At 37.5% G+C, this 25,812-nt stretch carries 26 protein-coding genes; all 26 read left to right on the forward strand.

Annotated features, from left to right (window positions below):
• Positions 1–2 precede the first annotated feature (2 nt).
• Positions 3–1,406 (forward strand): phage portal protein, encoded by a 1,404-nt coding sequence (locus tag M4L39_RS06860; RefSeq protein WP_431197650.1) that lies wholly within the window; start codon positions 3–5, stop codon positions 1,404–1,406.
• Positions 1,375–2,325 (forward strand): phage head morphogenesis protein, encoded by a 951-nt coding sequence (locus tag M4L39_RS06865; protein ID WP_277581370.1) that lies wholly within the window; start codon positions 1,375–1,377, stop codon positions 2,323–2,325. The genes M4L39_RS06860 and M4L39_RS06865 overlap by 32 nt, the downstream gene beginning before the upstream one ends.
• 178 nt (positions 2,326–2,503) lie before the next feature.
• Positions 2,504–3,097 (forward strand): phage scaffolding protein, encoded by a 594-nt coding sequence (locus tag M4L39_RS06870; protein ID WP_277581371.1) that lies wholly within the window; start codon positions 2,504–2,506, stop codon positions 3,095–3,097.
• 7 nt (positions 3,098–3,104) lie between these two features.
• A complete protein-coding gene (locus M4L39_RS06875) occupies positions 3,105–3,926 on the forward strand; it encodes a N4-gp56 family major capsid protein (RefSeq protein WP_277581372.1) in 822 nt (273 codons plus the stop codon).
• Positions 3,927–3,947: 21 nt separating this feature from the next.
• Positions 3,948–4,259, forward strand: a complete 312-nt coding sequence (locus M4L39_RS06880; protein WP_277581373.1) for a Rho termination factor N-terminal domain-containing protein — start codon at positions 3,948–3,950, stop codon at positions 4,257–4,259.
• Positions 4,259–4,573, forward strand: a complete 315-nt coding sequence (locus tag M4L39_RS06885) for a phage head-tail connector protein (RefSeq protein WP_277581374.1) — start codon at positions 4,259–4,261, stop codon at positions 4,571–4,573. The genes M4L39_RS06880 and M4L39_RS06885 overlap by 1 nt, the downstream gene beginning before the upstream one ends.
• Positions 4,566–4,913, forward strand: a complete 348-nt coding sequence (locus tag M4L39_RS06890) for a phage head-tail adapter protein (protein ID WP_277581375.1) — start codon at positions 4,566–4,568, stop codon at positions 4,911–4,913. Before M4L39_RS06885 ends, M4L39_RS06890 begins: the two co-directional genes overlap by 8 nt.
• On the forward strand, positions 4,891–5,307 hold the full coding sequence (locus tag M4L39_RS06895; protein ID WP_277581376.1) for an HK97-gp10 family putative phage morphogenesis protein: 417 nt from the start codon (positions 4,891–4,893) through the stop codon (positions 5,305–5,307). The genes M4L39_RS06890 and M4L39_RS06895 overlap by 23 nt, the downstream gene beginning before the upstream one ends.
• A 12-nt stretch (positions 5,308–5,319) precedes the next feature.
• Positions 5,320–5,733: a DUF3168 domain-containing protein gene (locus tag M4L39_RS06900; protein ID WP_277581377.1), complete on the forward strand. Its 414-nt coding sequence runs from the start codon at positions 5,320–5,322 to the stop codon at positions 5,731–5,733.
• 14 nt (positions 5,734–5,747) lie between these two features.
• Entirely contained in the window at positions 5,748–6,287 is a 540-nt protein-coding gene (locus tag M4L39_RS06905) for a phage tail protein (RefSeq protein WP_277581378.1), read from the forward strand.
• 54 nt (positions 6,288–6,341) lie between these two features.
• Positions 6,342–6,806, forward strand: a complete 465-nt coding sequence (locus M4L39_RS06910) for a tail assembly chaperone (protein ID WP_277581379.1) — start codon at positions 6,342–6,344, stop codon at positions 6,804–6,806.
• A gap of 11 nt (positions 6,807–6,817) precedes the next feature.
• Positions 6,818–7,150: a hypothetical protein gene (locus tag M4L39_RS06915; RefSeq protein WP_277581380.1), complete on the forward strand. Its 333-nt coding sequence runs from the start codon at positions 6,818–6,820 to the stop codon at positions 7,148–7,150.
• A 14-nt stretch (positions 7,151–7,164) separates the two neighbouring features.
• On the forward strand, positions 7,165–10,074 hold the full coding sequence (locus M4L39_RS06920) for a phage tail protein (protein ID WP_277581381.1): 2,910 nt from the start codon (positions 7,165–7,167) through the stop codon (positions 10,072–10,074).
• A 14-nt stretch (positions 10,075–10,088) separates the two neighbouring features.
• Entirely contained in the window at positions 10,089–11,021 is a 933-nt protein-coding gene (locus tag M4L39_RS06925) for a phage tail protein (protein WP_346818187.1), read from the forward strand.
• Positions 11,022–11,033: 12 nt separating this feature from the next.
• Positions 11,034–12,491, forward strand: a complete 1,458-nt coding sequence (locus M4L39_RS06930; RefSeq protein ID WP_277581382.1) for a DUF7643 domain-containing protein — start codon at positions 11,034–11,036, stop codon at positions 12,489–12,491.
• Between the two features lies 1 nt (position 12,492).
• On the forward strand, positions 12,493–15,156 hold the full coding sequence (locus M4L39_RS06935; RefSeq protein ID WP_277581383.1) for a peptidase G2 autoproteolytic cleavage domain-containing protein: 2,664 nt from the start codon (positions 12,493–12,495) through the stop codon (positions 15,154–15,156).
• Positions 15,156–16,679, forward strand: a complete 1,524-nt coding sequence (locus M4L39_RS06940; RefSeq protein ID WP_277581384.1) for a BppU family phage baseplate upper protein — start codon at positions 15,156–15,158, stop codon at positions 16,677–16,679. Before M4L39_RS06935 ends, M4L39_RS06940 begins: the two co-directional genes overlap by 1 nt.
• A 13-nt stretch (positions 16,680–16,692) precedes the next feature.
• Positions 16,693–16,881 (forward strand): hypothetical protein, encoded by a 189-nt coding sequence (locus M4L39_RS06945; RefSeq protein WP_277581385.1) that lies wholly within the window; start codon positions 16,693–16,695, stop codon positions 16,879–16,881.
• Positions 16,882–16,932: 51 nt separating this feature from the next.
• The gene (locus M4L39_RS06950; RefSeq protein WP_277581386.1) at positions 16,933–18,852 is read left to right on the forward strand and encodes a glucosaminidase domain-containing protein; all 1,920 of its coding nucleotides are present in this window, start codon (positions 16,933–16,935) and stop codon (positions 18,850–18,852) included.
• An 11-nt stretch (positions 18,853–18,863) separates the two neighbouring features.
• Complete coding sequence (locus M4L39_RS06955; protein ID WP_277581387.1) at positions 18,864–20,225, forward strand: phage baseplate upper protein; 1,362 nt, start codon at positions 18,864–18,866, stop codon at positions 20,223–20,225.
• Positions 20,226–20,236: 11 nt separating this feature from the next.
• Entirely contained in the window at positions 20,237–20,656 is a 420-nt protein-coding gene (locus M4L39_RS06960) for a hypothetical protein (RefSeq protein WP_277581388.1), read from the forward strand.
• 1 nt (position 20,657) lies between these two features.
• Entirely contained in the window at positions 20,658–20,810 is a 153-nt protein-coding gene (locus tag M4L39_RS06965) for an XkdX family protein (protein ID WP_277581389.1), read from the forward strand.
• A gap of 38 nt (positions 20,811–20,848) precedes the next feature.
• A complete protein-coding gene (locus M4L39_RS06970; protein WP_277581390.1) occupies positions 20,849–21,289 on the forward strand; it encodes a phage holin family protein in 441 nt (146 codons plus the stop codon).
• 47 nt (positions 21,290–21,336) lie between these two features.
• Positions 21,337–21,615: a phage holin gene (locus M4L39_RS06975; RefSeq protein ID WP_277581391.1), complete on the forward strand. Its 279-nt coding sequence runs from the start codon at positions 21,337–21,339 to the stop codon at positions 21,613–21,615.
• Positions 21,615–22,997: an N-acetylmuramoyl-L-alanine amidase gene (locus M4L39_RS06980; RefSeq protein ID WP_277581392.1), complete on the forward strand. Its 1,383-nt coding sequence runs from the start codon at positions 21,615–21,617 to the stop codon at positions 22,995–22,997. Before M4L39_RS06975 ends, M4L39_RS06980 begins: the two co-directional genes overlap by 1 nt.
• A 397-nt stretch (positions 22,998–23,394) precedes the next feature.
• On the forward strand, positions 23,395–25,680 hold the full coding sequence (locus M4L39_RS06985; protein ID WP_277581393.1) for a CDP-glycerol:glycerophosphate glycerophosphotransferase: 2,286 nt from the start codon (positions 23,395–23,397) through the stop codon (positions 25,678–25,680).
• The last annotated feature ends 132 nt before the right edge of the window (positions 25,681–25,812 follow it).

Genomic DNA, 25,812 nt, shown 5'->3' on the forward strand with positions numbered 1-25,812 from the left:
AGGTGATTAAAATATACATGCCAAATGAAAAGTCTTATGGCGAGCGTATAGTCGAAGAACTAGCGCCACAGTATGAAACGCAAGAAGAAATGATCAATCGTTTAATTGAAACGCATAAACAAGGCATAGACGATATTACAATGGGTCAACGATACTATGATAAAAAGAACGACATTATAAAACAAGAGCCTAAAAAAGATGCTGACGGCAAAGTAGACACTGAAAAACCAAACTGGAAAATCACTACTAACTTTCATCAGAATTTAGTTGACCAAAAGGTTGGTTATACAGTGGGTAATCCGGTCACGTTATCACATGAAAATGACAAAATCATGAAAGATTTGGAACAAGTATTTAACTATAAATGGAATAACAAGTTAGTCGACATCTTAACGGCGGCAGCTAACAAAGGCGTCGAATGGTTACAGCCTTATATTGACGAGCAAGGCGAATTTAAACTATTTAGAGTACCGGCAGAACAAGCGATACCTATTTGGACTGATAAGGAACGCGAAACATTACAAGCGTTTATACGTTATTACAAGCTAAACGATGAAGAAAAGGTCGAGTATTGGACTGCGACAGATGTTACTTATTACGTTAAACAACATGAAAACTTGATACCAGACTACTATCATGGTGAGAACAACGTACAAGGTCATTTTGACGGTGGTAGCTGGGAACGCGTGCCATTTATACCATTCAAGAACAACCCCGAAGAAACAAGCGATATACACATGTACAAGACAATCATAGATGCTATTGATAAGCGATTATCTGATACACAAAATATGTTTGATGAATCAGCCGAGTTAATTTATATCTTAAAAGGATATGAAGGTGAGGACTTGAAAGACTTCATGAGTAACCTCAAATACTATAAAGCGATTAACGTTGATAGTGAGGGTGGCGTCGACACGATTCAAGTTGAGGTGCCAGTATCAAGCACGAAGGATTATCTCGAAATGATGCGTGCATATCTAATGGAATTTGGGCAAGCTGTAGACTTCCAAACAGACAAATTCGGTGCTAGTCCCAGTGGCATAGCATTGAAATTCTTATACGGCAATCTTGATTTGAAAGCTAACAAGTTACGTAATAAAACGCATGTAGCGATACAAGAATTACTTACATTCGTTATACAACATTACAATATCAAAGCGGATATAAGCGATATAGAAATTGTATTCAACTATAACCGTATGATGAATGAACTTGAACAGTCACAAATTGGCGCACAATCTCAATACTTATCAAAAGAAACACTAGTTACTAATCACCCGTGGGTTAATGATCCACAGACTGAATTAGAACGCATGGACGCCGAACAAATGGAATACAACGAACAACTTCCATCTATTGGGGAGGGTTTAAATGACCGATCCGAAGATAATAAATCAAGATGACATTGATAAGTATATTGAAAGGTTAATCAAGCAAGCAGATAAAGAAATAGAAATACTGTTTGCTAACCGTTTGAAAGTAATCAAACGAGAAATAGCGGACATGTTCGAACGTTATCAAGATGACGACGTTCATGTTACATGGACTGAATTTAACAAATACAACAGGCTCAATAAGGAACTAACACGCATAGGCTTAATGCTAACAGATGATTACAAGGCAGTCACTAAGGCTATCCAGAAGTCACAGCAAGACGCTTATGTAGAAAAGTTCCTTATGAGCCTTTATTTGTATGAGTTAAGCAGTCAAACGTCAATGGAATTTGATGTGCCAAACGCAAAGATTATCCAATCAGCTATTGAACAACCTATCGAATTTATCAAATTGATACCAACATTAGAAAAGCATCGTGATAAAGTATTAAGACGTATACGAATACACATTACACAAGGCATCATGAGTGGTGAAGGATATGGCAAGATAGCGAAGGCATTACGTGATGATATAGGCATGACTAAAGCACAGGCGCAACGTGTAGCTCGCACCGAAGCTGGGAGAGCAATGTCACAAGCTGGTATTGATAGCGCAAAGGTCGCTACTGATAACGGACTAGAAATGCGTAAGAAGTGGCAAGCAACGAAAGACGTTAGAACACGCGACACACATCAACATTTAGACGGTAAGGTCGTCGACATAGACGCAAACTTTAAATCTAGTGGTTGTATAGGTGAAGCGCCTAAGTTGTTTATAGGCGTTAAGAGTGCGAAAGAGAATATCAACTGCCGTTGTAAGCTACTTTATTTTATGGACAATGACGAACTACCTACTGTTATGCGTGTTAGAAACGACGAAGGTAAAAACGAAGTTATCCCTTATATGACATATCGTGAATGGGTCAAATGGAAGGAAAATAACAAATGAACAACTTAATAAAACTATATTTCTTAAAAGATAAAGTAATGATCTTATATCCAAACGGAACAAAGCAATATAAAGACCGTAAATAACACATTCGCCCTAAGCATGGCGTTAAAAGGCTTATTTTTTATACAAATTATCGTGTCGTTACACGTTAAAAACGTAAAAGGAGAAATAAACAATGGAATTTAAAGACATAGTGAAACAATTTGCTGACGGTACAGCCGACGAGCAAGACGTAATCAAAGCGTATGAAGATGCTACAAGCAACATGGTACCTCGCAGTCGCTTGAATGATAAGAACGAGGACATCAAAGAGCTACAAGCACAGCTTGAAGAACGTACCAACCAAATTGAATCGCTACAATCAAACGTAGCGGACGAAAGCGAGTACAAGAAGCAACTCGAAGAATTACAAAAAGCTAACGCGGATTGGTCAACTAAATACCAAGAATCACAACTAAATAACGCAATTAAGTTAGGCGTAGCTAAAGATGCCAACGATCCTAACGATATTCTAGCTTTCATCAATAAAGATGGACTGGAATTAACAGACGACGGCGAAGTTAAAGGGTTAGAGGAGGCAATCAACAACTTAAAAGAATCTAAATCATACTTATTCGCTAGTAACAAACCGACTGGCAAAACACCGGCGGGCGGAAGTAATCCATCGGGAGGATTAACAACCGAGCAATTCAACGCTATGAGCTTTGACGAACGTCAAGACTTATACACAAATGACCCGACAACTTTTAACAAATTAATCGGAGGTTAACACCAACATGGGACAAATTAAAAAGAGTACACAAATCATTCCAGAAGTATTAGCGCAAATGGTAAGCGCAGAATTACCGGCACAATTAAGATTCGCACAATTCGCAGACGTAGACACTACACTAGTAAACCAACCGGGCGACACGGTAACGATGCCGTCATACGCTTATTCTGGTGATGCTGTAGTAGTAGCAGAAGGCGCAGAAATTCCAACAAGCGAATTAAAGACATCTACTAAATCAGTAACAGTTGAGAAAATCGCTAAAGGTTTTGAAATCACAGATGAAACACTTTTATCAGCGTACGGTGACCCTAAAGGCGAAGCAGCTAAACAGTTAGCAATGGGTATCGCTAACGGCGTTGACAATTCTTTATTAGGCGCTTTAGACACTACTAAAGTTACTTATGAAGGCGATGTTAAAACTGTAGACGGCATTAATGGTGCTATCGAAGTATTCAACGACGAAGATCAACAGCCAATGGTATTGTTCATCAATCCTAAAGATGCATCGCAATTACGCAAAGACGCTGGTATTGACTTCACTAAAGCGTCTGATTTAGGCGATGACATCGTTATTAAAGGTGCATTTGGCGAAGTATTAGGCGCTGCTATTTACCGCTCACGTAAAGTTGAAGAAGGTACAGCGTACCTAGTCAAACAAGGCGCTTTAAAATTATTCTTAAAACGCAATGTATTAGTAGAAACAGAACGTTACGCATCACGCAAAACAACTGGATTATTCGGTGACGAGCATTTCGCTGCTTACTTATACGACGAATCAAAAGCTATTAAGATTGAAGCCGGAGTAACAGCACCAGAAGGTGTTTAAATAAATAAGAGGTGATTTATAGTGATATTCAAAGCAATTAGAGCGTTCAAAGACTTGCAAGACAGTAACCGTATTTACAACGTAGGTGATGTTTTCCCACGTGAAGGCAAAGAAGTAAGTCGCGAGCGCCTAACTGATTTATCCACTGACAACAACCTACAAAGGCAACCCGTTATTGAAAGCATAGCAATCACAGAGGACGTTTCCGAACGTCCTAATTATTCTGACATGAAAGTATCGGAATTAAAGAAGATAGCTAAAGAACGTACTTTAAATGGCTACAGTGATATGAAGAAATCAGAACTCGTTGAATTATTAGAAGGTGGTAAGTAATGGACGCAAAAGACGTCAAACTGTTGAATCAGATACCGCTTGAAGATACAAGCAACGATGAAGTTTTCAATCAACTTATCAAACTGTACAAACCAATGGCAGACGACCACTGTAACCAATCATTCAAAGATGAAACGTTACCTAGTGGCGTTAAGCGTTTTATTGCCGACTGTATCAAACATGGGGCTACTGGCAACCTTGCTAGTCGCTCGATGGGTACGGTTAGCTATTCTTTTGTTACTGACATTCCCGAAAGCATGTACAAGCCGTTAAGACCATACAGACGCGTTAGGTGGACTGGTTACCGTGTTTAATCCATATAATGAGTTCCCTCATACGGTAGAAATAGGCAAAATCGAATTAGTTGGTCAATATCCTAATGGAAAAGAGCGCTATATAAGCGAAACAACTACAAAAGGTTTTATGGATACACCAACAACAAATGAACGCCTACAATACCATCAAATGAGCGACAGTGTCGACAGAAATCTGTACACCCCGTATAACTTACCAATAAACAATAATAAAACTATATTTAATTACGAGGGTAACCTTTACGAGTGCAACGGTGAATCTGTAGATCAAGGCGGACAACACGAAATCAATCTAATTAAGTTGAAAGTGGTACCTAATGGCAAAAGTAAAATATGGTAATTGGGATCTAGTCGCAGAACTAGAAGAATATAAAAGGGAAACTGAAAAGTGGGCTAAAAAAGGTATTGCAAAGACAGTCAATGTAATTCATAACACAGCAGTATCGTTAGCACCGGTCGACGAAGGCTTTCTAAAGGAATCTATCAACTTTGAATATAAAGATAGTGGATTAACTGGGGTCATCGAGGTTGGTGCTTCTTATGCTATATACGTCGAGTACGGTACAGGCATATACGCGGTTGGTCCCGGCGGAAGTCGAGCGAAAAAGATACCGTGGGCATATCAAGATCCAAAGACTGGTAAGTGGTACATGACTAAAGGCATGCAAGCCCAACCTTTTTGGGGTCCGGCAATTGATGCGGGTCGCGAAACATTTAAGAAGTATTTTTCATAAGGTGGTTGTGATATGTGGGTATCAGCAGAAGATGATTTATTTATTAGTATATACAACAAGTTAAAAGGCGACCCTTTAATAAACAAGTATGTGGACGATAGGGTTTTCGATTGTGTTCAAAAAGACGCTGTTTACCCATATATCATAGTGGGTGAAACGAATGTCACAAATGATGAATCATCAACGAACATGACCGAAGATGTAGCGGTAACGTTACATGTGTACAGTCAAGCAGTAAATAGACATGAAACAACGCATCTACTCAAGATACTTGGGTATTTGCTTAATCGTGAAATTGAATTAAAAGATTATGAATTTAAGAGAAGTCGTATAGATGACCAACAAGTGATTATTGACATAGATCAATACACTAAACACGGTATCTTGCGACTTCTTTTTAAATATAGGCACAAAACTAAATATTAAGAGGTGTATAAGTAATGGCACAAAAAAATTACATTGGTGTAGTTAGACCTGCTGTAGATAAACTTGATGCTGGCGAGGGCTTGCTATTAGCAGATTTACAAGAAGGTGGGCATACAATTGAATCAGATCTTGCCGAAATCGTTCGCGCTGGCAAAATGGACTACGGCGTTAACTCAACGTCGGAAGAATTAAAACTTACAACAGGACACATTCCGGGTGATCCGGGTCAAGAACAAGTTAAGAAGGCTATTAAGAACGGCGAGCAGTTGCGCGTATGGCTTATTGAAACTAAAAAACGAGACAACATGTACAACGCTGTATTTGCATATGTACAAGCCGAATCTTACGAAATGTCATTTGATGATGAGGACGACACTATCGAGTTAACACTAAAAGTTAAATGGAATAGTGCAGATGGCGGCTTTAGTGAGTTACCAGAAGAGTGGTTAAACCCATCAGCTTCAGCAGAACTTGTTGAGTTCGAAGAATTTAACGAAAAATACGGTACTTATGAGAATCAAAAAGAATTAGGAAGTACGCCATCTGGTGTGTAGCAATATAGGGGCATAGCGCCCCTTTTTTTATTTATATTATGGAGGTTATACAAAATGACAGAAGCAATTAAAACACTAACTATTAACGGTAAAGAAATTACAGCTAAAGGATCTTTGATGTTTGATATCGAAGCGAAGAAATTTAGTGGAAAAGAAAAAGATAATACAGTACCAGGCTTTAATGCTATCTACACAAAATTAATTAACAAAGATACAGAAGCTATTTTCAGCTTTTGGCAGTGTGCAACGGCTCATTTATCAGAACGACCAACTAAAGAGCAAATTATGGACGCTGTGACAAATGTCATTGAACAAAAGGACGACACTATCGAGTTGTTAGCCGGTGCAGTTGATGTTATGACAAATTCGGGTTTTTTCAAACAGAAAACACGCCAGTATTGGGTTCAAATGAACAAGGGTGTGCAAATGGTCAAGAAGGAAGAAAAAGAACAAACGAAAATGGGAATCGAACTAATGACGGACAACTTCATGGATATCATGGGCGCGAAACCCTTATAGACTTTGACGAGTTGCGACAACTTACTTCGCGCTATATCGGTTACATTCCAGAACGCGAACTATACTGTATGACGCCCAAAGAGTGGAAGGATTGGCTTATTGGCGGTCAAGATAGATTACTAGACGATAAAGAGAACAACTTACACATGGCAGGCGCAAACGGCATGGTACAAGGTGGCAAACGCCTAACTAGAATGTACAAGGAAATAGAGCAAAGTAGATATGAAATTCGCGGCAAGTTACAAGAGTTTAGACGTAAACGAGCGGAAGAACGTAGGAAGCGTAAGGCAGAACGTGAAGCCGTCAAACGTGGATCACGCAAATTCTTAGAACAATTTAAATAAAGGGGGGTTAACTATTGGAAAAGAATTTTGTTGCTCGCATTATGGCAAATATTAAAAACTTCGAGCGTAACATCAATAAAGCTCAACGATTGGCGAAGTCGTCAATACCACGTGAAGTGACTACAGATGTAGACGCTAAAATCGGTAAGTTTCAACGTGCCTTAATGAAAGCAAAAGCAATGGCACAGAAATTCAGACATCACACTGTAAAGGTAGATGTCGATACTTCCGCAACATCTAAAATGCGTAAAGCATTTGGCGCAATTGAAAGGGAAATACAAACGTTTCAAGGTAGAGTGGATAGGTTAGCTGGTGACATTAGATCATTTGGTACTGTATTTTCACAAACCTTTAAAGGTGTAATGCTTACGGCTGTACAAGGACTTATTCCAGTTATTGGTGGATTAGTACCGGCATTGTTCGCTGTGCTTAACGCTGTAAAAGCCTTGTCGGGTGGTGTCGTTGCCCTTGCGGGTGTGGGTGCAATTGGTCTGGCTGGTTTCGCGTCGTATGCGTTTATGGCTGCAAGTGCTATTAAAATGCTAGACGATGGAACTATAGAAGCTAGTAAGTCTACAAAAGCATACGAGGACGCCCTCGAAGGTGTTAAATCTCAATGGCAAGAGATTATTAAATTAAACGCCGATAGCATATTCCAGTCGATGGCTAACGGTTTAAATGCTATGAAATCAGCTTTGAAATCATTAACGCCATTTTTTAGTGGTGTGGCTAAAGGAGTAGAAAAAGCGAGTGCATCATTGCTTAAATGGACGCAAACAAGCGCAGTAGCGAAGAAATTTTTCAATATGCTTAACACTACTGGCGTATCTGTATTTAACAAGCTATTAAGCGCAGCAGGAAGATTCGGCGATGGATTAGTTAATGTATTCACTCAATTAGCGCCATTATTCCAATGGTCAGCTAACTGGTTAAACAGATTAGGTAAGTCATTTCAAACGTGGGCGAATAGCGCAAACGGACAGAACAGCATTAAGCAATTCATGGAATACACAAAAACAAACTTGCCTATCATAGGTAATATTTTCAAGAATGTGTTCGCCGGTATCGCTAACTTAATGAAAGCGTTTGGTAAGAACTCAACGAACATTTTCAAATACTTGGAAGAAATGAGCGCTAAATTCCGTGAATGGTCGAAAACAGTAGGCGAATCACAAGGGTTTAAAAACTTTGTTAACTACATGCAAGAAAACGGACCAGTGATAATGAAATTGATCGGTAATATTGTGCGCTCATTAGTAGCGTTCGGCGTCGCAATGGCACCAATAGCAAGCGCAATCTTGAAGGTTGTAACTAAAATTGTCGAGTTTACAGCAACGTTGATGGAAAATCACCCGTGGGTAGCTAAAATGGCTGGTATAGCGCTTATATTAATGGGCGCGTTGTGGTCTTTAATGATGCCTTTGATGGCTGTTAACGGCGTCTTAGGACTATTCGGAACATCAATATTGGGGCTTATTACTAAATTTGCACAAGCTGGTGTTGCAAGTAAGATATTTAGCGGAATAATGACCGTATTAAAGAATGTATTCAAATTCTTAGTTAATCCAATAGGTATGATTATAAGAGCTTTACCGGCATTAGGTACAGCGTTCACAGCTTTAACGGGGCCAATTGGCATCGTACTTGGTGCTATAGCGTTATTAGTTGGTGGCTTCGTGTGGTTATGGCAAACAAACGAAACGTTCCGTGACTTCATGACAGAAACGTGGGAGAAAATATCTACTGCGGTAAGTGGTGCGATACAAGGGATCATCGGTTGGTTTCAACAATTATGGGGGTCAATCCAGACCACACTACAACCTATCATGCCAATATTGCAATTACTTGGCGACATGTTTGGTAAGATTTTCGGCATAATCATTGTGACCGTCATTAGTAATGTCATTTTAGCGTTTCAAGCATTGTGGGCTATCGGGTCTATAGTGTTTCAAGTATTAGGAATGGCGATACAAATTTTCGTGAATACAGTGGTGTCATTATTCACTATTATTATCCAATTACTAACTGGCGATTTCGCCGGTGCGTGGGTCACTTTAAAGAATATGATATCTACAAATTTAGATATAATTTGGTCGACAATATCAAATATTTGGGGCATAATTACCAGTTTTCTAGGTAATGCGATGGAAACTATAAAGGGCTTAATTTCCACAGCTTGGTCTATAATTTCTGGAAATACTAAATCAAAAGTACAAGAAATTTGGAACTCGATAACTAGTAAATTTTCAGAAATTACCAACGACATAAATCAAAAAGTAACTGATTGGGTTAATAAAGTAAATAACGGTTTCGTCAATATGGTGCAATCGGCTATTGACGGAATGGGTAGTTTTTTACAATCCATTGTTGACGGTTTCTGGAAAGTCGTAAATGGCGTTGGTGATGGTGTGAATCGTGCAGTTGATAAAGCTAAGTCATTCGTTGGTGACATGATGGACGCCGGGGGGGATTTAATCGCTGGTTTAGCCGACGGTATTATGAATGGTGCATCTAAAGTTATAGAAGCAGCAGGAAATGTAGCAAGTAAGGCGATTGCTAAAGCTAAAAGTGTACTAGGTATACATTCACCTTCTCGCGTATTCCGTGGAATTGGCGGTTATATGATGCAAGGTATGGCGCTTGGCGTTAGTGGTGGTCAAGGTAGCGCAGTATCAGCCGTTTCTAAAGCTGCTAACTTAGTTAGTGATGCTTTTGATGCAAACCTAGATAGCGACCTTACAAACGGGGTTAATGCTAACTTAGGCGGCAACGTAGACAAGCATCTAACTAAAGATGTACGACACAGTATGACTGAAAACTCACGCCCTATTGTGAACTTAAATGTACACAACGAAAGTGATATACCGGCTATTAAATCATGGATAGATGACGCAAACGCACGCGAAGGCGCGCTAACATATTAAAAGGGGGTGCTTTCTTGCCTATTATGTACGATATAGAAGTCGTGAAGGGTGGTAATAAATATCGTGTAAGCGACAACCCTTTCACGCATCAAAACATCGAAGTTACTGGCTACGATGTACAAAGTGCAGGGTATAATCGAGAGTTTAACAGTGTAGAGCGGTTAAATGGTCGATTTCTCAACGCCACAATGGAAGAAATGAAAACAGTAACGATGCGCCTAAGATATTCCGTATCAAGAGTCGCGCATGTTGCGCATTTAAGAAGCGAGCTGCAGAAGTTATTTAGCGGTTCGTTTTTTTTGCGCGAATTATCAGCAAGTGACAACACAATCGAGTTTTTAGGATTCAATGATCCAGATAAAAAATTCGAACTGGAATACTCGGATGGTCGACAGTTAAAAGTCGGTTTAGTAAGCCCAATATCATTAGATAGTACACAAACGTCGGGCGATATAGAACTAGAATTTGAAACAATAGAATTACCATATTTCGAAAGCATCGCATACAACACAGCACTATCAACTAACCCTAATATGGAATGTTGGGCGCTGGCAGACGATGTCGCTTGGAATGAAAACGACGATTATAGAAAAAACAAATTTTATAACATTCAAGATGGTTATTATTACTATTTAGGCGATGTAACTATAGAGCAATTCAATCAAGATTATTCAGTCGAAATTGTTCTTGGTAAAGACACGAAAGATTTCACTTTCTACATTGGCAATCATGACATGATGCGCATTAGTGGTTTGAATATGAAAGCTGGCGACAAAATCAAATACGATGGCTTACAAACGTTTAAAAACGGTATATCAGTCGACGCTACATCATCTGGAACGCATACATCGGGCGCACAACCAGTTATCGAGCCGGGCAGTAATAATTTTCACTTTAATCAAGAGGTACAAAGTATCTACTTTAAAAATAAACTTTACTTTAGATAGGAGGTCACGCAATTGGCAATAATAGTAAGAAGTTTACAAGGGCGTGGCTTTCCGCTAAGTACAAGTACGAAAGTTACGCAAAAGATATCGCAAGAAGGAACGCTCGAATTTGATATCGTAGAAAACCCAGATAATTACGATTTACTAAACAGTATCACTAAAATGTGGAGGGTAACCCGTGTAGGTGGTCCTACAGACTTAAAAGAGTATCGCGTTGTTATGACAGATAAATCAAGTGTCGGGCAAGTGCAAACACTGCACGTTAAAGCAAAAGAGCGAGAAGTCGACGATCTCAACAGTGATCGCATTTACGAATCGTATAACGGTAGTTTCACAGGCAAGAAGTATTTCGATATGGTATTCAAAAAGAGTGGCTACAAATACAAGTTGAAAGATAAAGTGAACGCAAGTAGCTTTGAAAGTCTAGGCGAAGGCGATACACGTTGGGAATTATTCAAAAAAGGACTCGACCGTTTCACACTAGAATATACTTACGACGAGAAAACAAAAACTTTCACTTTAGAAACATCTATCGAGCATCAAGCGAAATACTTCATTGATAGTCGCGTCAATGCGAATAATATCAAAATTGAGGAGGACGCAACTGATGCTTTTACCTTTATTAAAGGTTATGGCGATTTCACAGACGAGGGCGGATATAGTACAGCTGGCTTGATCATGGAATACACCCACCCACTAGCAAGTGTAATAGGGAAACGTCATGCGCCCCCCGTTATCGACGGTCGCGTCAAAAAAGAGAAAACAATGGACGCGATGCTAAAATCAGTTATAGGGCAAAGTATTAAGACATCGTTATCACTTGATTTCGTAACACTACCCAATCATTACAAAAATGCTGTACCGATACCAGGTGATGTCGTTCGCGTTAGGGATAACTTAACAGGATTGAATGACGACGCTCGAATAGTAGAAGTTACAACCGTACGCGATCCTTTCGGCAAAGTTAAGAGCCAAGATGTCGTTTTCGGTGATTTTCGCATGCGTGAAAAGTATATGCGTAATCTAAATAACGCCGTTAAATACGTCGGTGGTCTAGGTGGCGTAAATTCAACTAATCCCGGCAAAGAAAGTCGTATCACAGCTGAAAAGATTGGTGCGAACGCCAAAGCTACAGCTAACATAATTGATAGTACCAACGCTTTAAACTTTTCGGCAAATGGCATATCTAATAAAACTGGTGGCGCTGGTGGTGGCATTTCATTCGTCAAAGAGGGGTTGTATTACGAAACAGGCAACGAGGACGACGAGCCTATCCTTATAGCGAACGATAAAGGTATCAACACCGAATCTATACCGAAAGCGACAACGTCCAAAGATGGTCTTATGAGCGCATCAGACAAGAAGAAAATAGATAGCATTAAAACTGACGCTATTCTAATGAATGGCACAGATGGCAAAAGTTACAAACTCACTATAAATAATGGTGAAATAAAAGCAACGGAGGTATAGCATGAGTTTAAACTTAATTAAAAAACTTCATTCTGTATTCGGTCAAAAATTTGTAAATCAAGTTGAAAGTAATTTTGAGGACATCGAAAGCTATACAGACCGAAACGAATCATACAAAGAATCACATAAGAACACTGAAAAGAAAGCACATAACACTACGCAAATTATTCACAAAATGGTCGACGGTTTAGAAACGTTGACATCAGATGAATTGAAATATCAACGCGAACAAATAGCCGAGTTAGTGCTTGGTCATAACGGAAACGGAATACAAGAATTAACAGCATCGCGCACATCAATGGACGCGAAACGTTTCCCGGACTTGAGCAATAGACTTTATCACGACTTCTTAAAAGAGAAGAACGACCGTGAGAAAGCAGATGCCGAACTAAAAGCAATGATCCAACGTAATGTTAATGTTGATGACTACGGCGGTGATCCTACCGGTAAAAAAGATAGTTCGGAAGCCTTCAAAAAAGCTCTGGGAAGTGGTGGCGTAACTGTTAACCTTTCGGCTGGTACTTACTTGTTAGATAAAGGTATCAAATTACCTAACTACACACGTTTAGTAGGGCAAGGGCAAGACATTTCAACTATTAAGTTATCAACTAAAGCACCACGCGAAACAATCGCTATTACCAACTTAAAAATGAGTGGTGAAGCAAGATGTATCAGTATCGAACATTTAGCTGTTAATGGCGACAAAATGAATCGTTTCCCAGAAGGTAACGGCGATTACATGGGGTCTAATCCATCTGGCGGCTCGCTATCGAGTAATATTCGCTTTGCCGGTGTAACTAAAGGATTTGTGCAAAACGTTAAATCATATGACCCACTTTTACACTGTATAGATGTAACGTTCGCTAGTGACGATTATTTCTATAAAGGTGACGGCGTACGCGTACCCGAAGAATTAGAATCTAAATATATTTGGATTGAGAATTGCGAAGCATACGGTTTCGGCGATGATGGTATCACTACCCATCACTCGAGATATTTATTTATTTCAAATTGTTATTCTCACAGTCCTAAACCAAATCACGGTAACGCTAATGCCTTTGAAATAGATGACGGGTCACAATTCGTTATGATGACTGGCAATACATCTTATAAGAGTTATGCGGGCATAGAAATAAAAGCACACGCTACTGCTTCGGCAAGTCATGGCATTGTGGTCAATGGTCATATTAGTATCAAAGACTGTCGTTCGTATAACCCACGACATATTGGTCATCATCATGCGACGACAGATGTTTCAAAAACTGCGAAAAGTATAGTCTTAAATGACTGTATAGCTTTATTCCCTTACAAAAACGGTGTGTACAAAAACGCAGACCCTAGAGCATTAGTTATTTCGGCATATAGAAACATTGCAGTTAATAACTTCACAGCTATTGGCGACAGTAGTTTCACATCGGGTCAACCGGCAATCGCAATACAATTTATGAGTGGCAATGTAGTTTTAAATAATATTAATATTAACGGTTTCCGAAATGCGTCGGCAGACATCAAAGTAAATGGTGGCGCGAATAAAGGTAAAAACATTATCTTTAGTAATATTAATATATTCCAAAGTAGTAACAAAGGCGGTATCGTCGGCGGATCTAAAGTGCAAGGTATGAAGATTATTGGCGCTAACCTACAAGGTAACGGCACAGGTAACGGCATTGAATCATATAACAACCTTGTCGAAGTTATTGGCTGTAGTGCTACTGGCTACGCTAACAACGCATTTATAGCTAACGAGAAGTATTCGGTCGTTCCAACAGTTGTAAAAGGTGGTTTTTCTGGTGGGTCTACTGGGTCTGCTGCTGTAGCGCCACAAAGTGCCATTTTAGCGTCAACGGGTAACTCGCGCGCTTATGATACACGTAGTTATGTATTAGGGTCTGGTGATAGCAGTATCGCCCGTGGGTCACGTTCAAGTGTTACCAACTCGCTACAATCAGAAACTTCAAAAGGTAATCACACACAAATGGTATTTAATAGTAACCGTGTTAAGGCAGTTAAAAACTATCACGTTGTAGCTGGTTATGCTGATAAGGGCGGACCATCTGAAAAGAATATCAAATATGATTTAAGCACATATACAGGCACGATTACGTTAGCTGGTAAATTGAAGCAAGATAACGCGGATATTGCCGAGTTAATGGAATCGCAAAGTGGGCAACCAATTGAAATGGGTATGATTGTTGCGTTAGATGGTAGCAAAGTAAGAAAATCTCAACAAGGTGATCGTGATATAGGTGTGATTTCTGGTACTGCTTCATTAGTATCTAACGATAAATCATTCCATCATAAAGATAGATACTTGAAAGACGAGTACGGCGTAGTTATGACAGAACATAAAGAAGTAACTTATACAGATGATGAAGGTATCGAACATTCAGAGTGGCGTGATATTCCAGTAGACAATCCAGACTACGTCGAAGATTTAGAATATAAATCACGTTCGGAACGTCCGGAATGGAACACAGTAGGTATGTTAGGTCAAATCTACACAAATGTTGAAAAAGACGTTAGAGCGGGCGATTTCATCAGTGGTCGTGCTGGTATCGGCTTCAAAGATTATGAAAATGGTCGTGGTATTGTAATGGAAATTACATCAGAATACACAGACGAACGCGGTTGTGCTATCGCCTTAGTATTATGGGGGGTTAAATAATGGAATTAGAGAAATTAGTCAAGATTAATTTAGACGAAGAACCTATCGACACGGCGGTACAACACAAAAATATCGCTTTTTACAACCTAGATAAAAACACCGCGAAGTTTCAATTTTTAGTTACAAATAAGAAACGCCCTTTACTTGTTTCGTCAAAGAATGTTAAAGGGTATGCGTTTTTTAAATCAGAAAATGGCTCGACATCGGGCGCTATAAACTTAGATTTCATCGACCCTATGAAAGGCTTATTAGGCTTAACATTGCCTACACACTTTTTAAACGCAGCTACTAACACGCTTGTGTATGGTGAATTGTACTTATCATTGAATGATGCAGACGGAAAAGGCAAGGACGACACAGTCGTTCTAGGTCGTTTCTCATTCAAAGTTAAAGAATCATTAATCAATGAAATTGAAAGCGACATCAAAGTACGTTATATACAAAAGTTCGATGATCTTAATGACGAAATTAGAGAAAAAGTAGACATGCTTACAATAGATATTGAAAATATCAACAACGTAGTGAGTGACGTCAAAGAAGTAGGTGAAACAGCAAAAACCGACGTAACACTAACTAAAGATGCAAGTATCGAAGAATTAACGACAGCTAAAGATGCAGCAACTACCGAAGTTATTTCTGAAAAAACAAATGCTTTAACAGCTATCGACGAAAAAGAAGGACACGTTCAAACGTCTTATGAGTTAGCGTTAACAGACTTCAATACAAACGCCGAAGCAGTAACAACATCATTTAACGAGAATACAACGAACGCGAACAACGTTATCGACGCTAAAATGACAGAATTTAACGCAAACTTAGCGAACAACAACTTCGTAACTAACGAAGGACTTTCTAACACTATGAATGAATCTAATTGGCAAAAATTCAGATTGACGTTAGAAGATGGAGGAGCTATTTATATAAACTTCTCGGACAAAACGGAAGAAGATATCCTAGCGTTAGAAACTGGTATTTATTACCTATCCAATGCCACTATATCTGCGACACCATCGTCTAAAAATGCATTTGTTACTGTAAAACAAAGATCTGGCGGTGTGATTAAACACGTTGAGTTTAGACCTTACAACAGTTCGCAAGTGTGGTTAAATCGCTACTATACAGAATGGTCGGGTTGGGAATTAATCAGTCATGAAGTTTCTGATACCGATTGGATATTATTAGATTTCATCAACGGCGCAGTAGTAAACAACGCCGCTTTAGCTGACAAAGATAAAGGTTTCGTATCAGCTTATAGAATAGTCGAAGATAAAGGTACCAAACGCTTATTATTAAGACTTAACGGCTCGAACATAGATAGTGGTCAAATCATTGCGCAATTGCCTAATGATATCGTTACAGGGCAACAAAGAGGGTTTGTGTCTACAGCAGACGCTAACGGCTTCGCAGTGGCTACAGTTAGAACTGGCGGACAGATTAATATTAATATTCCGGCACCACATACAAGTACATGGAAGAAAGCGACGACTAATTGGTTTTATGGTCAATTAGAATTTACTATATAAGTGAGGTCACAAAATGAAAATAGTTTATTTATGGAAGAACGGCACGCCGGTAATCGTTTATAAAAACGAAGATGGCGAGTTTGTTTATCCGGTAGAAAAGACGACAGAAAATAAACCCCCTACAGGTATATATCAACCTTATTACTATGACGGTAATCAGTGGATAGGCAATACAGAAGAATCATACAAAGCAATGCTATAAAAATACAATCCCTAACACTTCGGTGTTGGGGTTTTTTAATGGGGTGAATTAATGGGATTACCGAGCAATAGAAAACCGCGAGCAAGTGAAGTGGTAGCGTGGACCCGTAGTAGAATAGGAAAAAGACTCGACGTCGACGGTTACTGGGGTAGCCAATGTTGGGACTTACCTAACTATTTGCTTAAAAAATATTGGGGTTTCACTACACCAGGTAACGCAATCGCGATGGGTTGGTATAACTACCCGAAAGGTTTTAAAAAATATAACAATACACCGAACTTCGTACCTAAACCGGGCGACTTTGCTGTATGGGGTACTGGGTCATTTAATAATGGGGTAGGTCACGTAGCTATCGTGGTAGGTCCATCTACAAAATCATACTTTACTAGTGTCGATCAAAATTGGATAAACGCAAATAGCTATTCTGGATCACCCGCCTCGAAGATTAAGCATAACTATAACGGTATTTCAAAATTTGTACGTCCGGCTTACTTCCCAGAGAAACAAGCGAGTGACGGCAAACCAGAAGAAGTTAAACCGCCTCCACAGAAACCAGAAGAAGAAAAGAAACCGCCAGAAAAGCAAAAGCCTAAATACGTTAACAAGAAAGTCACTAAAGTTTCTTACACTTCCTTTAATGAAGAAGATGATAAATTTGAAGAACTCACGCAATACGTGGCACCGGGTAAATACAGAAGTGATAAACAAAAAGGTATATACGTTAAGGAAAGTGCAGATTTTAGAGGTACGCAAGAAATATACAGGCAACGTAACAAGTATTTACAGCCTAATGAGTACCCACACGCGTATGTCGATCGCGAGCTTGCTTGGCATTGTAGACACACGAGTGTTCCCGTGCCGTCACACCATGACTATATCGTATTAGAGATATGCGGTGCTAACACTGAAAACGAACGTGGTTATCTACTTAATCAATTACGAGGGATTATATACGGTATTAAAATGCTTGGTTGGAATGACCTAGATTTATCCGAAAAAGTATTAAAAGTAGACGATAAGATTTGGCGAGCTATGAAAGATGCGACAGGTTACGACATGATCATGGACGGCAAGCCTTCGCTAGCCGAATATGACAAATTAAAAGCGAAACTAATCAAATACTATAAAGAACGCGAAGAAATATTCAAAGAGAAAATCACTACAACAAAAACAACATCGACAATCAAAGTTAAAAACCCTAAATATAACGAAAGTAGTAGCACAAACAACACTGCGAAACCGAGTAAACCGGGATCAACAAGCAAACCGAGCAAGCCGAAACCAACAACACCGAAAGTTACGCAAGCTAAAAGTAAGTATACATTCAATCAAGCGCTTAATAAGCAAATGTATGCAAACCCTCAAATATCTAACGGTTACTACTGGTATAGCGCGAGCCGTTCACAAACCAGCAACGCCATGAATCCTACGACGATATGGAAATCAAGCACACAGAAATATCAAATGCTTAATCTTGGAAAATATCAAGGTATTTCAGTATCTAAACTTAACAAGATACTTAAAGGTAAAGGCAAACTATCCGGACAAGGTAAAGCGTTCGCAGAAGGTTGCAAGAAGCATAATATCAACGAAATTTATCTTATCGCTCACGCAATGTTAGAAAGTGGTAACGGCACAAGTAACTACGCTAGTGGACGTTATGGTGTTTATAATTTCTTCGGCATTGGCGCGTATGACAATAATCCGGATTACGCAATAACTTACGCGAGAAATCAAGGGTGGACTACAGCAGCTAAAGCCATTATAGGTGGCGCTAAATTCGTTAGAAAGGATTACATCGGCGTTGGTCAAACAACATTGTACCGTATGCGTTGGAATCCACAGAAACCGGCAACACATCAATACGCTACCGATGTTCGTTGGTGTCAACATCAAGCGACAACGATTTCTGGTTTATATAAAAAGATTGATGCGAAAGGTCTTTATTACACTAAAGACACATATAAATAGGAGGTTTTTCAATGATATACAAGCAAAAGGACGTAACCGCAAACATCAACAGCGATAACATCAATGTTGGTGCTATCGGTGGTGCTTTTTATACCGAAGATGAAAATACAGCAGTATTGAATATCAACCTAGAATTTAACGGTTTACCTTATGATCTAACAACTACAGACATGAAACCAGTATTAGATTTATTTTGTGCTGACGGTTCAATATTTATGGGCGAAAAATTAGAAATACTAAATGAAGAAAATGGCATCATGCAATATGTAATTACCGAAGACGTTATCAGACATGCTGGCAAAGTATCAGCGAAGATGTTCCTTGTAAACGAAACGGACAGCGTTCACGCGTCTAACTTCTCATTCACTATTTACGATAGTGGGATAGAGGGCGTAGTCGAAAAAGAAGTACATGTAAGGCTTGTCGAGGACGCCGTAAGAAAAATAATGAAAGAAAACGCACTTGGCTTATTAGATGAGAAGTTTCTCGAAAAAGTCGGGACAGATTTAAAAGAACATACATCAGCAAACGCCGAGCTATTCAAAGGAGATAAAGGAGACAAGGGCGACACTGGCGAACGTGGGCCAGAGGGTGAAATAGGACAAACGGGATTGCAAGGCATACAAGGCGAACAAGGTCCCGAAGGTGATAAAGGTGACAGGGGAGAACAGGGATTGCCAGGCAGTGATGCAACATTACCAGACACAAGTACATGGCAAAAATATAAAATGACTAATGATGACGGAACTAGAAAATATCTAAGGGAAATTAATTATGATATTACAACACTTGAAACAGGCTTTTATATGATAACTTATGCATCTAACGTGGATTGGAACGTAATAAACACACCGGACACTTACGACACACGCGTCGGACACATAGCTATGCTAGATATTACGAAAGACCACACAGGAAGAAAACAATTTATATATTGGCAAAATTCTTCCAACAGAGTGTTCGCAGCTACTATTCATACCGGAAATAATTTCAGAGGTTGGAAGGAATTAACACCAACGCAAACCACTACAGGATGGTTAGATGTCCCGTTAAAAAACGGTGTTACAGCAAACGCAGACAAACCGCAATACAAGATAACCAAAACGAATGAATTAACTACTATCTCTTTACGTGGTGCCGTTCGAACAACACCAGATCAAATAGATTTAGTTATCGGTACAATTCCGGTTAGTGATATATTGCCAAACAATTATGGTTACATTCAAAACGCAAGTATTAAAAACGGTATACCGAATATCGCGCGATTTAATTTAAGGAAATCGAACGAGTTGGTGCTTGAAAGAACATCAATTCCGAGTAGTGAAGCAACCGAAACTGATTGGATTGCAATAGGTCAAACTATCACAATTTAAGGAGGACGAACATGTTTATACAAGTATTTAGAAAAACGGACGGTATGCCGCAATTAATACAAGGCATGACAGTATATGAAACGTTAGAAATAGAATACGACTATGATCGCGATTTATATACAGAAGTAATGCCACCTAACGGATTGTATAATCCAATACATTTCGACGGCGAACAATGGGTCGGAACATCTAAAGAAGAATGGGAAGAAAACAGACCTGAAAAAGAACCTCATATTCCGAAAGCTAGCGAAATAATGTTAGCTCAAGCACAAATGCAAGTGACCAAAACAGCTAATCAGTTAATTAAAACACAACACGAACAAGCAGAAACTTTAACGGAATTAACCAAGAAGGAACAACGACTAAAAGAAATTGAACAGCAACAAGCAAACACCTTACTAGAGATTGCCAAATTGAAAGGGGAAAAATAATATGTATCCAGGATTTGATTCTATCAAATATTTTTATGACATTAATTGTTACACAAACGAGGATATACAAACGTATGTTGAGTTAGACGCATTAACTAAAGAAGAATACAAAGAAATTACCGGAGAAGATTATCTAGGACAACCACAGGCTTAAGCTTGTGGTTGTTATTTTATAGGGAGTAGGTAAAAAATTTGGGAGAAGTTACGGTTAAATTTACAGAAACAGAAGCTTTTCATACGTTTATTTATGCGGGTGATTTAAAACTATTGTATTTTTTAATAATATTAATGATTTTAGATATTGGGACGGGAATAGGTAAAGCGATTAAAAACAAAAATTTGTGGAGTAGAAAAGCTTTATTCGGTTATTCTAGGAAGATATTTATATTCTTCATTATTATTCTAGCGAACATAATAGACCAATTACTTAGTTTGAATGGCGGTCTTGTTGTATTAACGATATTTTTCTATATAGCTAATGAGGGGTTAAGTATCGTAGAAAATTGCGCGCAAATGGGTGTACTTATACCGAAAGAAATATCAGAAAAATTAAACGTAATTAAATCTACACAAGAAGATACTAAAGATAGTTTAAAAGATGATTTTATAAACGAAAACAGAAATAAAAAATAACCAGTCGACTACTAACGTGGTCGGCCTTTTATTATGGAGGCAATAATATGACAAAAGGCACGATAGTAAGATTATCAGCATTAGTATTATCAATAATCAATCAAAAGTTAGTAGAGAACGGCATTTCACCCCTACCATTCACAGACGAACAAGTAAGTGAGTTGGTGATGTGGGGCTTTATGGCTTATACAGCATATAAAGACAACCCAGTAACTAAAGAAGGTAAAGTAGCTAACAACAAACTTAAAGAGTTGAAAGCACAAAAGAAAGCGCCTAAATCTGGTATGGCACCAATGGAAGTCGAAAACAAGGAAGGTGACATCTAATGACAGTAAATAAAACCAAAGCGCAAGCAGATGCTTACCTCAAAAAGTTAAAGGGTTATTGGTGGGACTTCGACGGTGCTTTCGGGGCACAATGTTTCGACCTTGCCAATATGTATTGGAATCATTTAACCGGCGGGCAATTATATGGCTACTATGCAAAGGATATTCCATTTGTGAACAACTTCGACGGATTAGCAATGATTTATGAAAATACACCATCATTCTTACCGCAAAAGGGTGACATCGTGGTATTCCACAAAGGCTACGGCCAAGGTTGCGGGCATGTAGGGATTGTTTGGTCGGCTAACATTAATAACTTTGTATCACTCGATCAAAATTGGTGGGGTGGCGCTCAAAATAACCCTTGCGAAGTGGCGCAGTTAATCACTCATTATTATGATAATCCTATGTATTTCATAAGACCCCATTACAAGAAGAAAGCTAGTTTGATACCTAGTAAACCTAGCGCGTCGCCAAAGGCTAAAAAGATACTTATATGTAGTGGGCATGGCTATTCAGATCCCGGTGCTGTAAATGAGAAACTAAACGTCAACGAACGCGATTTTATCCGTAAGTACATTGCGCCTAATGTTCAAAAGTATTTAAAACAAGCAGGGCATAAAGTAGACTTATACGGTGGAAGTAAACAAGATCAAAATTTATTTACCGATACAGCATACGGCGACAGAATAGGCGACACTAAAAACTACGGTATGTATTGGGTAGCTAAACAAAAATACGACGCTGTAATCGAGTTACACATGGACGCGGTCGAAAATGTAAGCGTCAAGGGTGGTCACGTTATCATTTCAAATCAATTCCCGGCTGATACAATAGATAAGAACATACACAACTGTTTGAAAGCTACAGTGGGCGTTAGACGCGAAATAGACCCACGTAACGATTTGCTTAACATGAACGTAGCTGCACGCACGAGCGTTAACTATCGTCTTGTTGAGTTAGGTTTTATCACTAATAAGAATGATGTCGATTACTTTAAAAAGAATTATGATAAATTCAGCAAAGAATTGGCGGGTGCTATTCACGGCAAGCCTATCGGTGGCATAAGTGCCGGAAATAAAAAAGTAACTTGGAACTGGAAAGGTATGTTTTACCCACAACCAACGAACACGAAAGGAATCAAAGTAAGACGCAAACCGAGTACAAACGCAGCTATCGTCAATAAAGACTCATGGCTGTATAACAAAAAGCATTGGGTAGAATTTGTAAGTATAACTAAAGCTAATGGCTATTGGTGGATTAAATTCAAATATCCTACTAATCCTAGCTCGGGTTATTTCTACTGTGCAGTGTGTAGGATTACAGATAAAAAAGAGCGGATTATGAACGAGAAATATTGGGGAACTATTAAATGGAAGTAATTGAGCGGGAAGGTATTAAGAATTGAAAACACCATGCTATACTATCTTTAGTTAATAATTTTACTTCCTTTCTTTCTTCAATCTATCAATACTATATTATGTTTAGAAGGTAGGCGACGCCATGCGCTTACCTTCTTTTTTTATGCTGTTTTTGAGCGTTGCGATTATGATAATTAATGAAATTTTGTATTATACATATTTTAACAAAATAAAAATAGACAAAATATAATAGTTATATCTTTCATTAAATGTGGTGGAAGGTTCTTATTTATGCAATAAATTTTTGTGAATTTAATTATTTTTGCAAATATATTGTTTTTAATCATTTCTAATATTATAATTACAAAGGATTCAAACGTGCTAAATATATAAATTGAATAGGAAAGTAGGGAAATATATGAATTTTTCAATTATAATTACCTATAAAAATAAATGGGGTAATGAAAAATACATAGAAAGCTGCTTAGATAGTATTATTAATCAGACATATGGTGATTTCGAAGTTATTCTCGTACATAATGATTCAGAATTAATTGACAAACTATGTAAGGATAGCGAACTAAGTATTAAAAGCATTGAAATGAGCGAAAGCGATAATATCTCAAATTACAAAAATATAGCAATTAAAAATGCTTCTGGAGAGTTTTTAGTTTTCTTAGACGCAGATGATTACTTACATCCAAATGCTTTAATTTATGCTCAACAAATGATTGAAGATAAAAATGAAAACACTGATATCTTTAAATTTGGTATTAGTAAAACTAATTTAGATAAAGCTACAACATTAAGCACAAATAAAAGAGCCTTTTTTGATAACGAAGCATTTAATAAGTTAGAAGAATTATTAAGTGAAGCAGATATATCGGTTAATAACAGGCAAGTTAAAGGGATAATAAACGGTATGTTTGAAAAACAAATGATTAACCATAAATTTACTACGGTTAAACCTAAAAGCTATTTAAAAAATTTAAATTACCAATTTAGATTGCATAGCTTCATTATTCGAAAATCTTTCTTGATCGAAAATCAAATCTTCTTTGAAACTGATAACCAATTATATAATGATATTCCTTTTTTAATGGATCTTTATAATAAAACATCTCATATCGTACAATCCAGCACAAAATTATATTATAAATATACACATAACGATTCAATAAACAGCCCTTCTTTAACGCAAGAAGAACATGATGATAGACTTATACAGAGGGTAAAAGCATTAAAAGAAGGCTTAGAAAAATGCGTTGATTTAAATTTAGCAAGACAAATAAAAGTCGAAGCAATACGATATTATTTATATAAGATTATAAAAAGTAGTTTATTTACTGAATCTTATAGTGAAATGCATGAAATATATCAATTATTACATAAAATATTCAACTATCCATCGTCTAAAATTAAGTTAAGCAAACGACATGCTTTTGAAATCAATGCTATAAAAAACGGGAATTTTAAAAAAGCATTCATGTTAAGTAAAACCAGAGTATTAGGCTATAAAACATATCAGTTTGTTAAACCAATAAATCAAAAATTTAGACAAAAAAAATTACAAAAAAATCTATTTACTAAACTACCTATAAAAGAAAATACAATATTATACGAAAGTTTTTTGGGTAGAAATTATTCTGATAGCCCTAAAGCTATTTTTAACTATCTTTTAGAAAATGATAAAAGTAATTGGCAACATGTATGGATTTTAAATGATAAAAGTCTTGTTGAGAACGAACAAGAGTTTAAGAATAAAAATGTAAAAATTATAAAACGTTTTGGTTGGAAGTACTTTTACTACGTAACAGTGTCTAAATATTTCGTATTAAATATGCGACAACCAAAGTGGTTATTTAAAAAAGATGAACAAACAATTTTATCAACATGGCATGGTACGCCTTTAAAACGTCTTGTGTTTGATATGGAAAATGTGACATCGGCTAACAAAAATTATAAAAAAGATTTTTATATCCAATCTAGAAACTGGGATTATTTAATTGCAGCTAATAAGTATAGCGAAGAGATATTTGAAAGTGCCTTTATGTATCCAAAAGAAAACATATTAACTTATGGATATCCAAGGAATGACGTATTACATAATTATTCTGATGAATATAAACGTAATATTAAAGGGAAATTGAATTTGCCTACATCTAAAAAAGTTATTTTGTACGCTCCTACATGGCGAGATGATGAATTCCATTCTGCAGGGAATTATAAATTTAAACTACAAATGGATTTAGAAAGAATGCGTGAAGAGTTTAGCGACGAATACGTTATCGCTTTAAGAATGCATTATTTTATTTCAGATAATATGGATTTAACAGATTTTGAAGGTTTTGCTTATGATTTTTCTAAGTACAACGATATTAATGATTTATACATTTCAAGTGATATTTTAATTACAGATTACTCATCTGTATTCTTTGATTATGCGAATTTAAGAAAACCGATATTATTTTTTACTTATGATATCGAGAAGTACCAAAGCATGTTAAGAGGTTTTTATATAGACGTTTACAATGAACTACCTGGACCGTTACTACTTACGAATGATCAATTAATAGATTCCATCAAAAATTTAAATTTAACAAAAGAGAAATATAAAGAAAAATACGATGAATTTTATCAAAAATATTGTTATTTAGAAGACGGTAACGCTACTAAAAGAATAGTAGAAGCAGTTATAAAATAAAGGGGAAAACTATCATGAAAAAATTTTTGTTAGCAGCATTAGTTGTATTAGGAATAAATTATATTAAAAATAAGGAAATCAACGATATTCGCGAATATTATTCTGTTGACGATGAAGAATAGATACAGTGAA

The sequence above is a fragment of the Staphylococcus equorum genome (assembly GCF_029531845.1).
Taxonomy (GTDB): Bacteria; Bacillota; Bacilli; order Staphylococcales; family Staphylococcaceae; genus Staphylococcus; species Staphylococcus equorum_C.

Coding starts and splice junctions, on each gene's coding strand:
- M4L39_RS06865 (WP_277581370.1), top strand. CDS start 1,375: ATGACCGATCCGAAGATAATAAATCAAGATGACATTGATAAGTATATT.
- M4L39_RS06870 (WP_277581371.1), top strand. CDS start 2,504: ATGGAATTTAAAGACATAGTGAAACAATTTGCTGACGGTACAGCCGAC.
- M4L39_RS06875 (WP_277581372.1), top strand. CDS start 3,105: ATGGGACAAATTAAAAAGAGTACACAAATCATTCCAGAAGTATTAGCG.
- M4L39_RS06885 (WP_277581374.1), top strand. CDS start 4,259: ATGGACGCAAAAGACGTCAAACTGTTGAATCAGATACCGCTTGAAGAT.
- M4L39_RS06895 (WP_277581376.1), top strand. CDS start 4,891: ATGGCAAAAGTAAAATATGGTAATTGGGATCTAGTCGCAGAACTAGAA.
- M4L39_RS06900 (WP_277581377.1), top strand. CDS start 5,320: ATGTGGGTATCAGCAGAAGATGATTTATTTATTAGTATATACAACAAG.
- M4L39_RS06905 (WP_277581378.1), top strand. CDS start 5,748: ATGGCACAAAAAAATTACATTGGTGTAGTTAGACCTGCTGTAGATAAA.
- M4L39_RS06910 (WP_277581379.1), top strand. CDS start 6,342: ATGACAGAAGCAATTAAAACACTAACTATTAACGGTAAAGAAATTACA.
- M4L39_RS06935 (WP_277581383.1), top strand. CDS start 12,493: ATGAGTTTAAACTTAATTAAAAAACTTCATTCTGTATTCGGTCAAAAA.
- M4L39_RS06940 (WP_277581384.1), top strand. CDS start 15,156: ATGGAATTAGAGAAATTAGTCAAGATTAATTTAGACGAAGAACCTATC.
- M4L39_RS06945 (WP_277581385.1), top strand. CDS start 16,693: ATGAAAATAGTTTATTTATGGAAGAACGGCACGCCGGTAATCGTTTAT.
- M4L39_RS06950 (WP_277581386.1), top strand. CDS start 16,933: ATGGGATTACCGAGCAATAGAAAACCGCGAGCAAGTGAAGTGGTAGCG.
- M4L39_RS06955 (WP_277581387.1), top strand. CDS start 18,864: ATGATATACAAGCAAAAGGACGTAACCGCAAACATCAACAGCGATAAC.
- M4L39_RS06960 (WP_277581388.1), top strand. CDS start 20,237: ATGTTTATACAAGTATTTAGAAAAACGGACGGTATGCCGCAATTAATA.
- M4L39_RS06965 (WP_277581389.1), top strand. CDS start 20,658: ATGTATCCAGGATTTGATTCTATCAAATATTTTTATGACATTAATTGT.
- M4L39_RS06975 (WP_277581391.1), top strand. CDS start 21,337: ATGACAAAAGGCACGATAGTAAGATTATCAGCATTAGTATTATCAATA.
- M4L39_RS06980 (WP_277581392.1), top strand. CDS start 21,615: ATGACAGTAAATAAAACCAAAGCGCAAGCAGATGCTTACCTCAAAAAG.
- M4L39_RS06985 (WP_277581393.1), top strand. CDS start 23,395: ATGAATTTTTCAATTATAATTACCTATAAAAATAAATGGGGTAATGAA.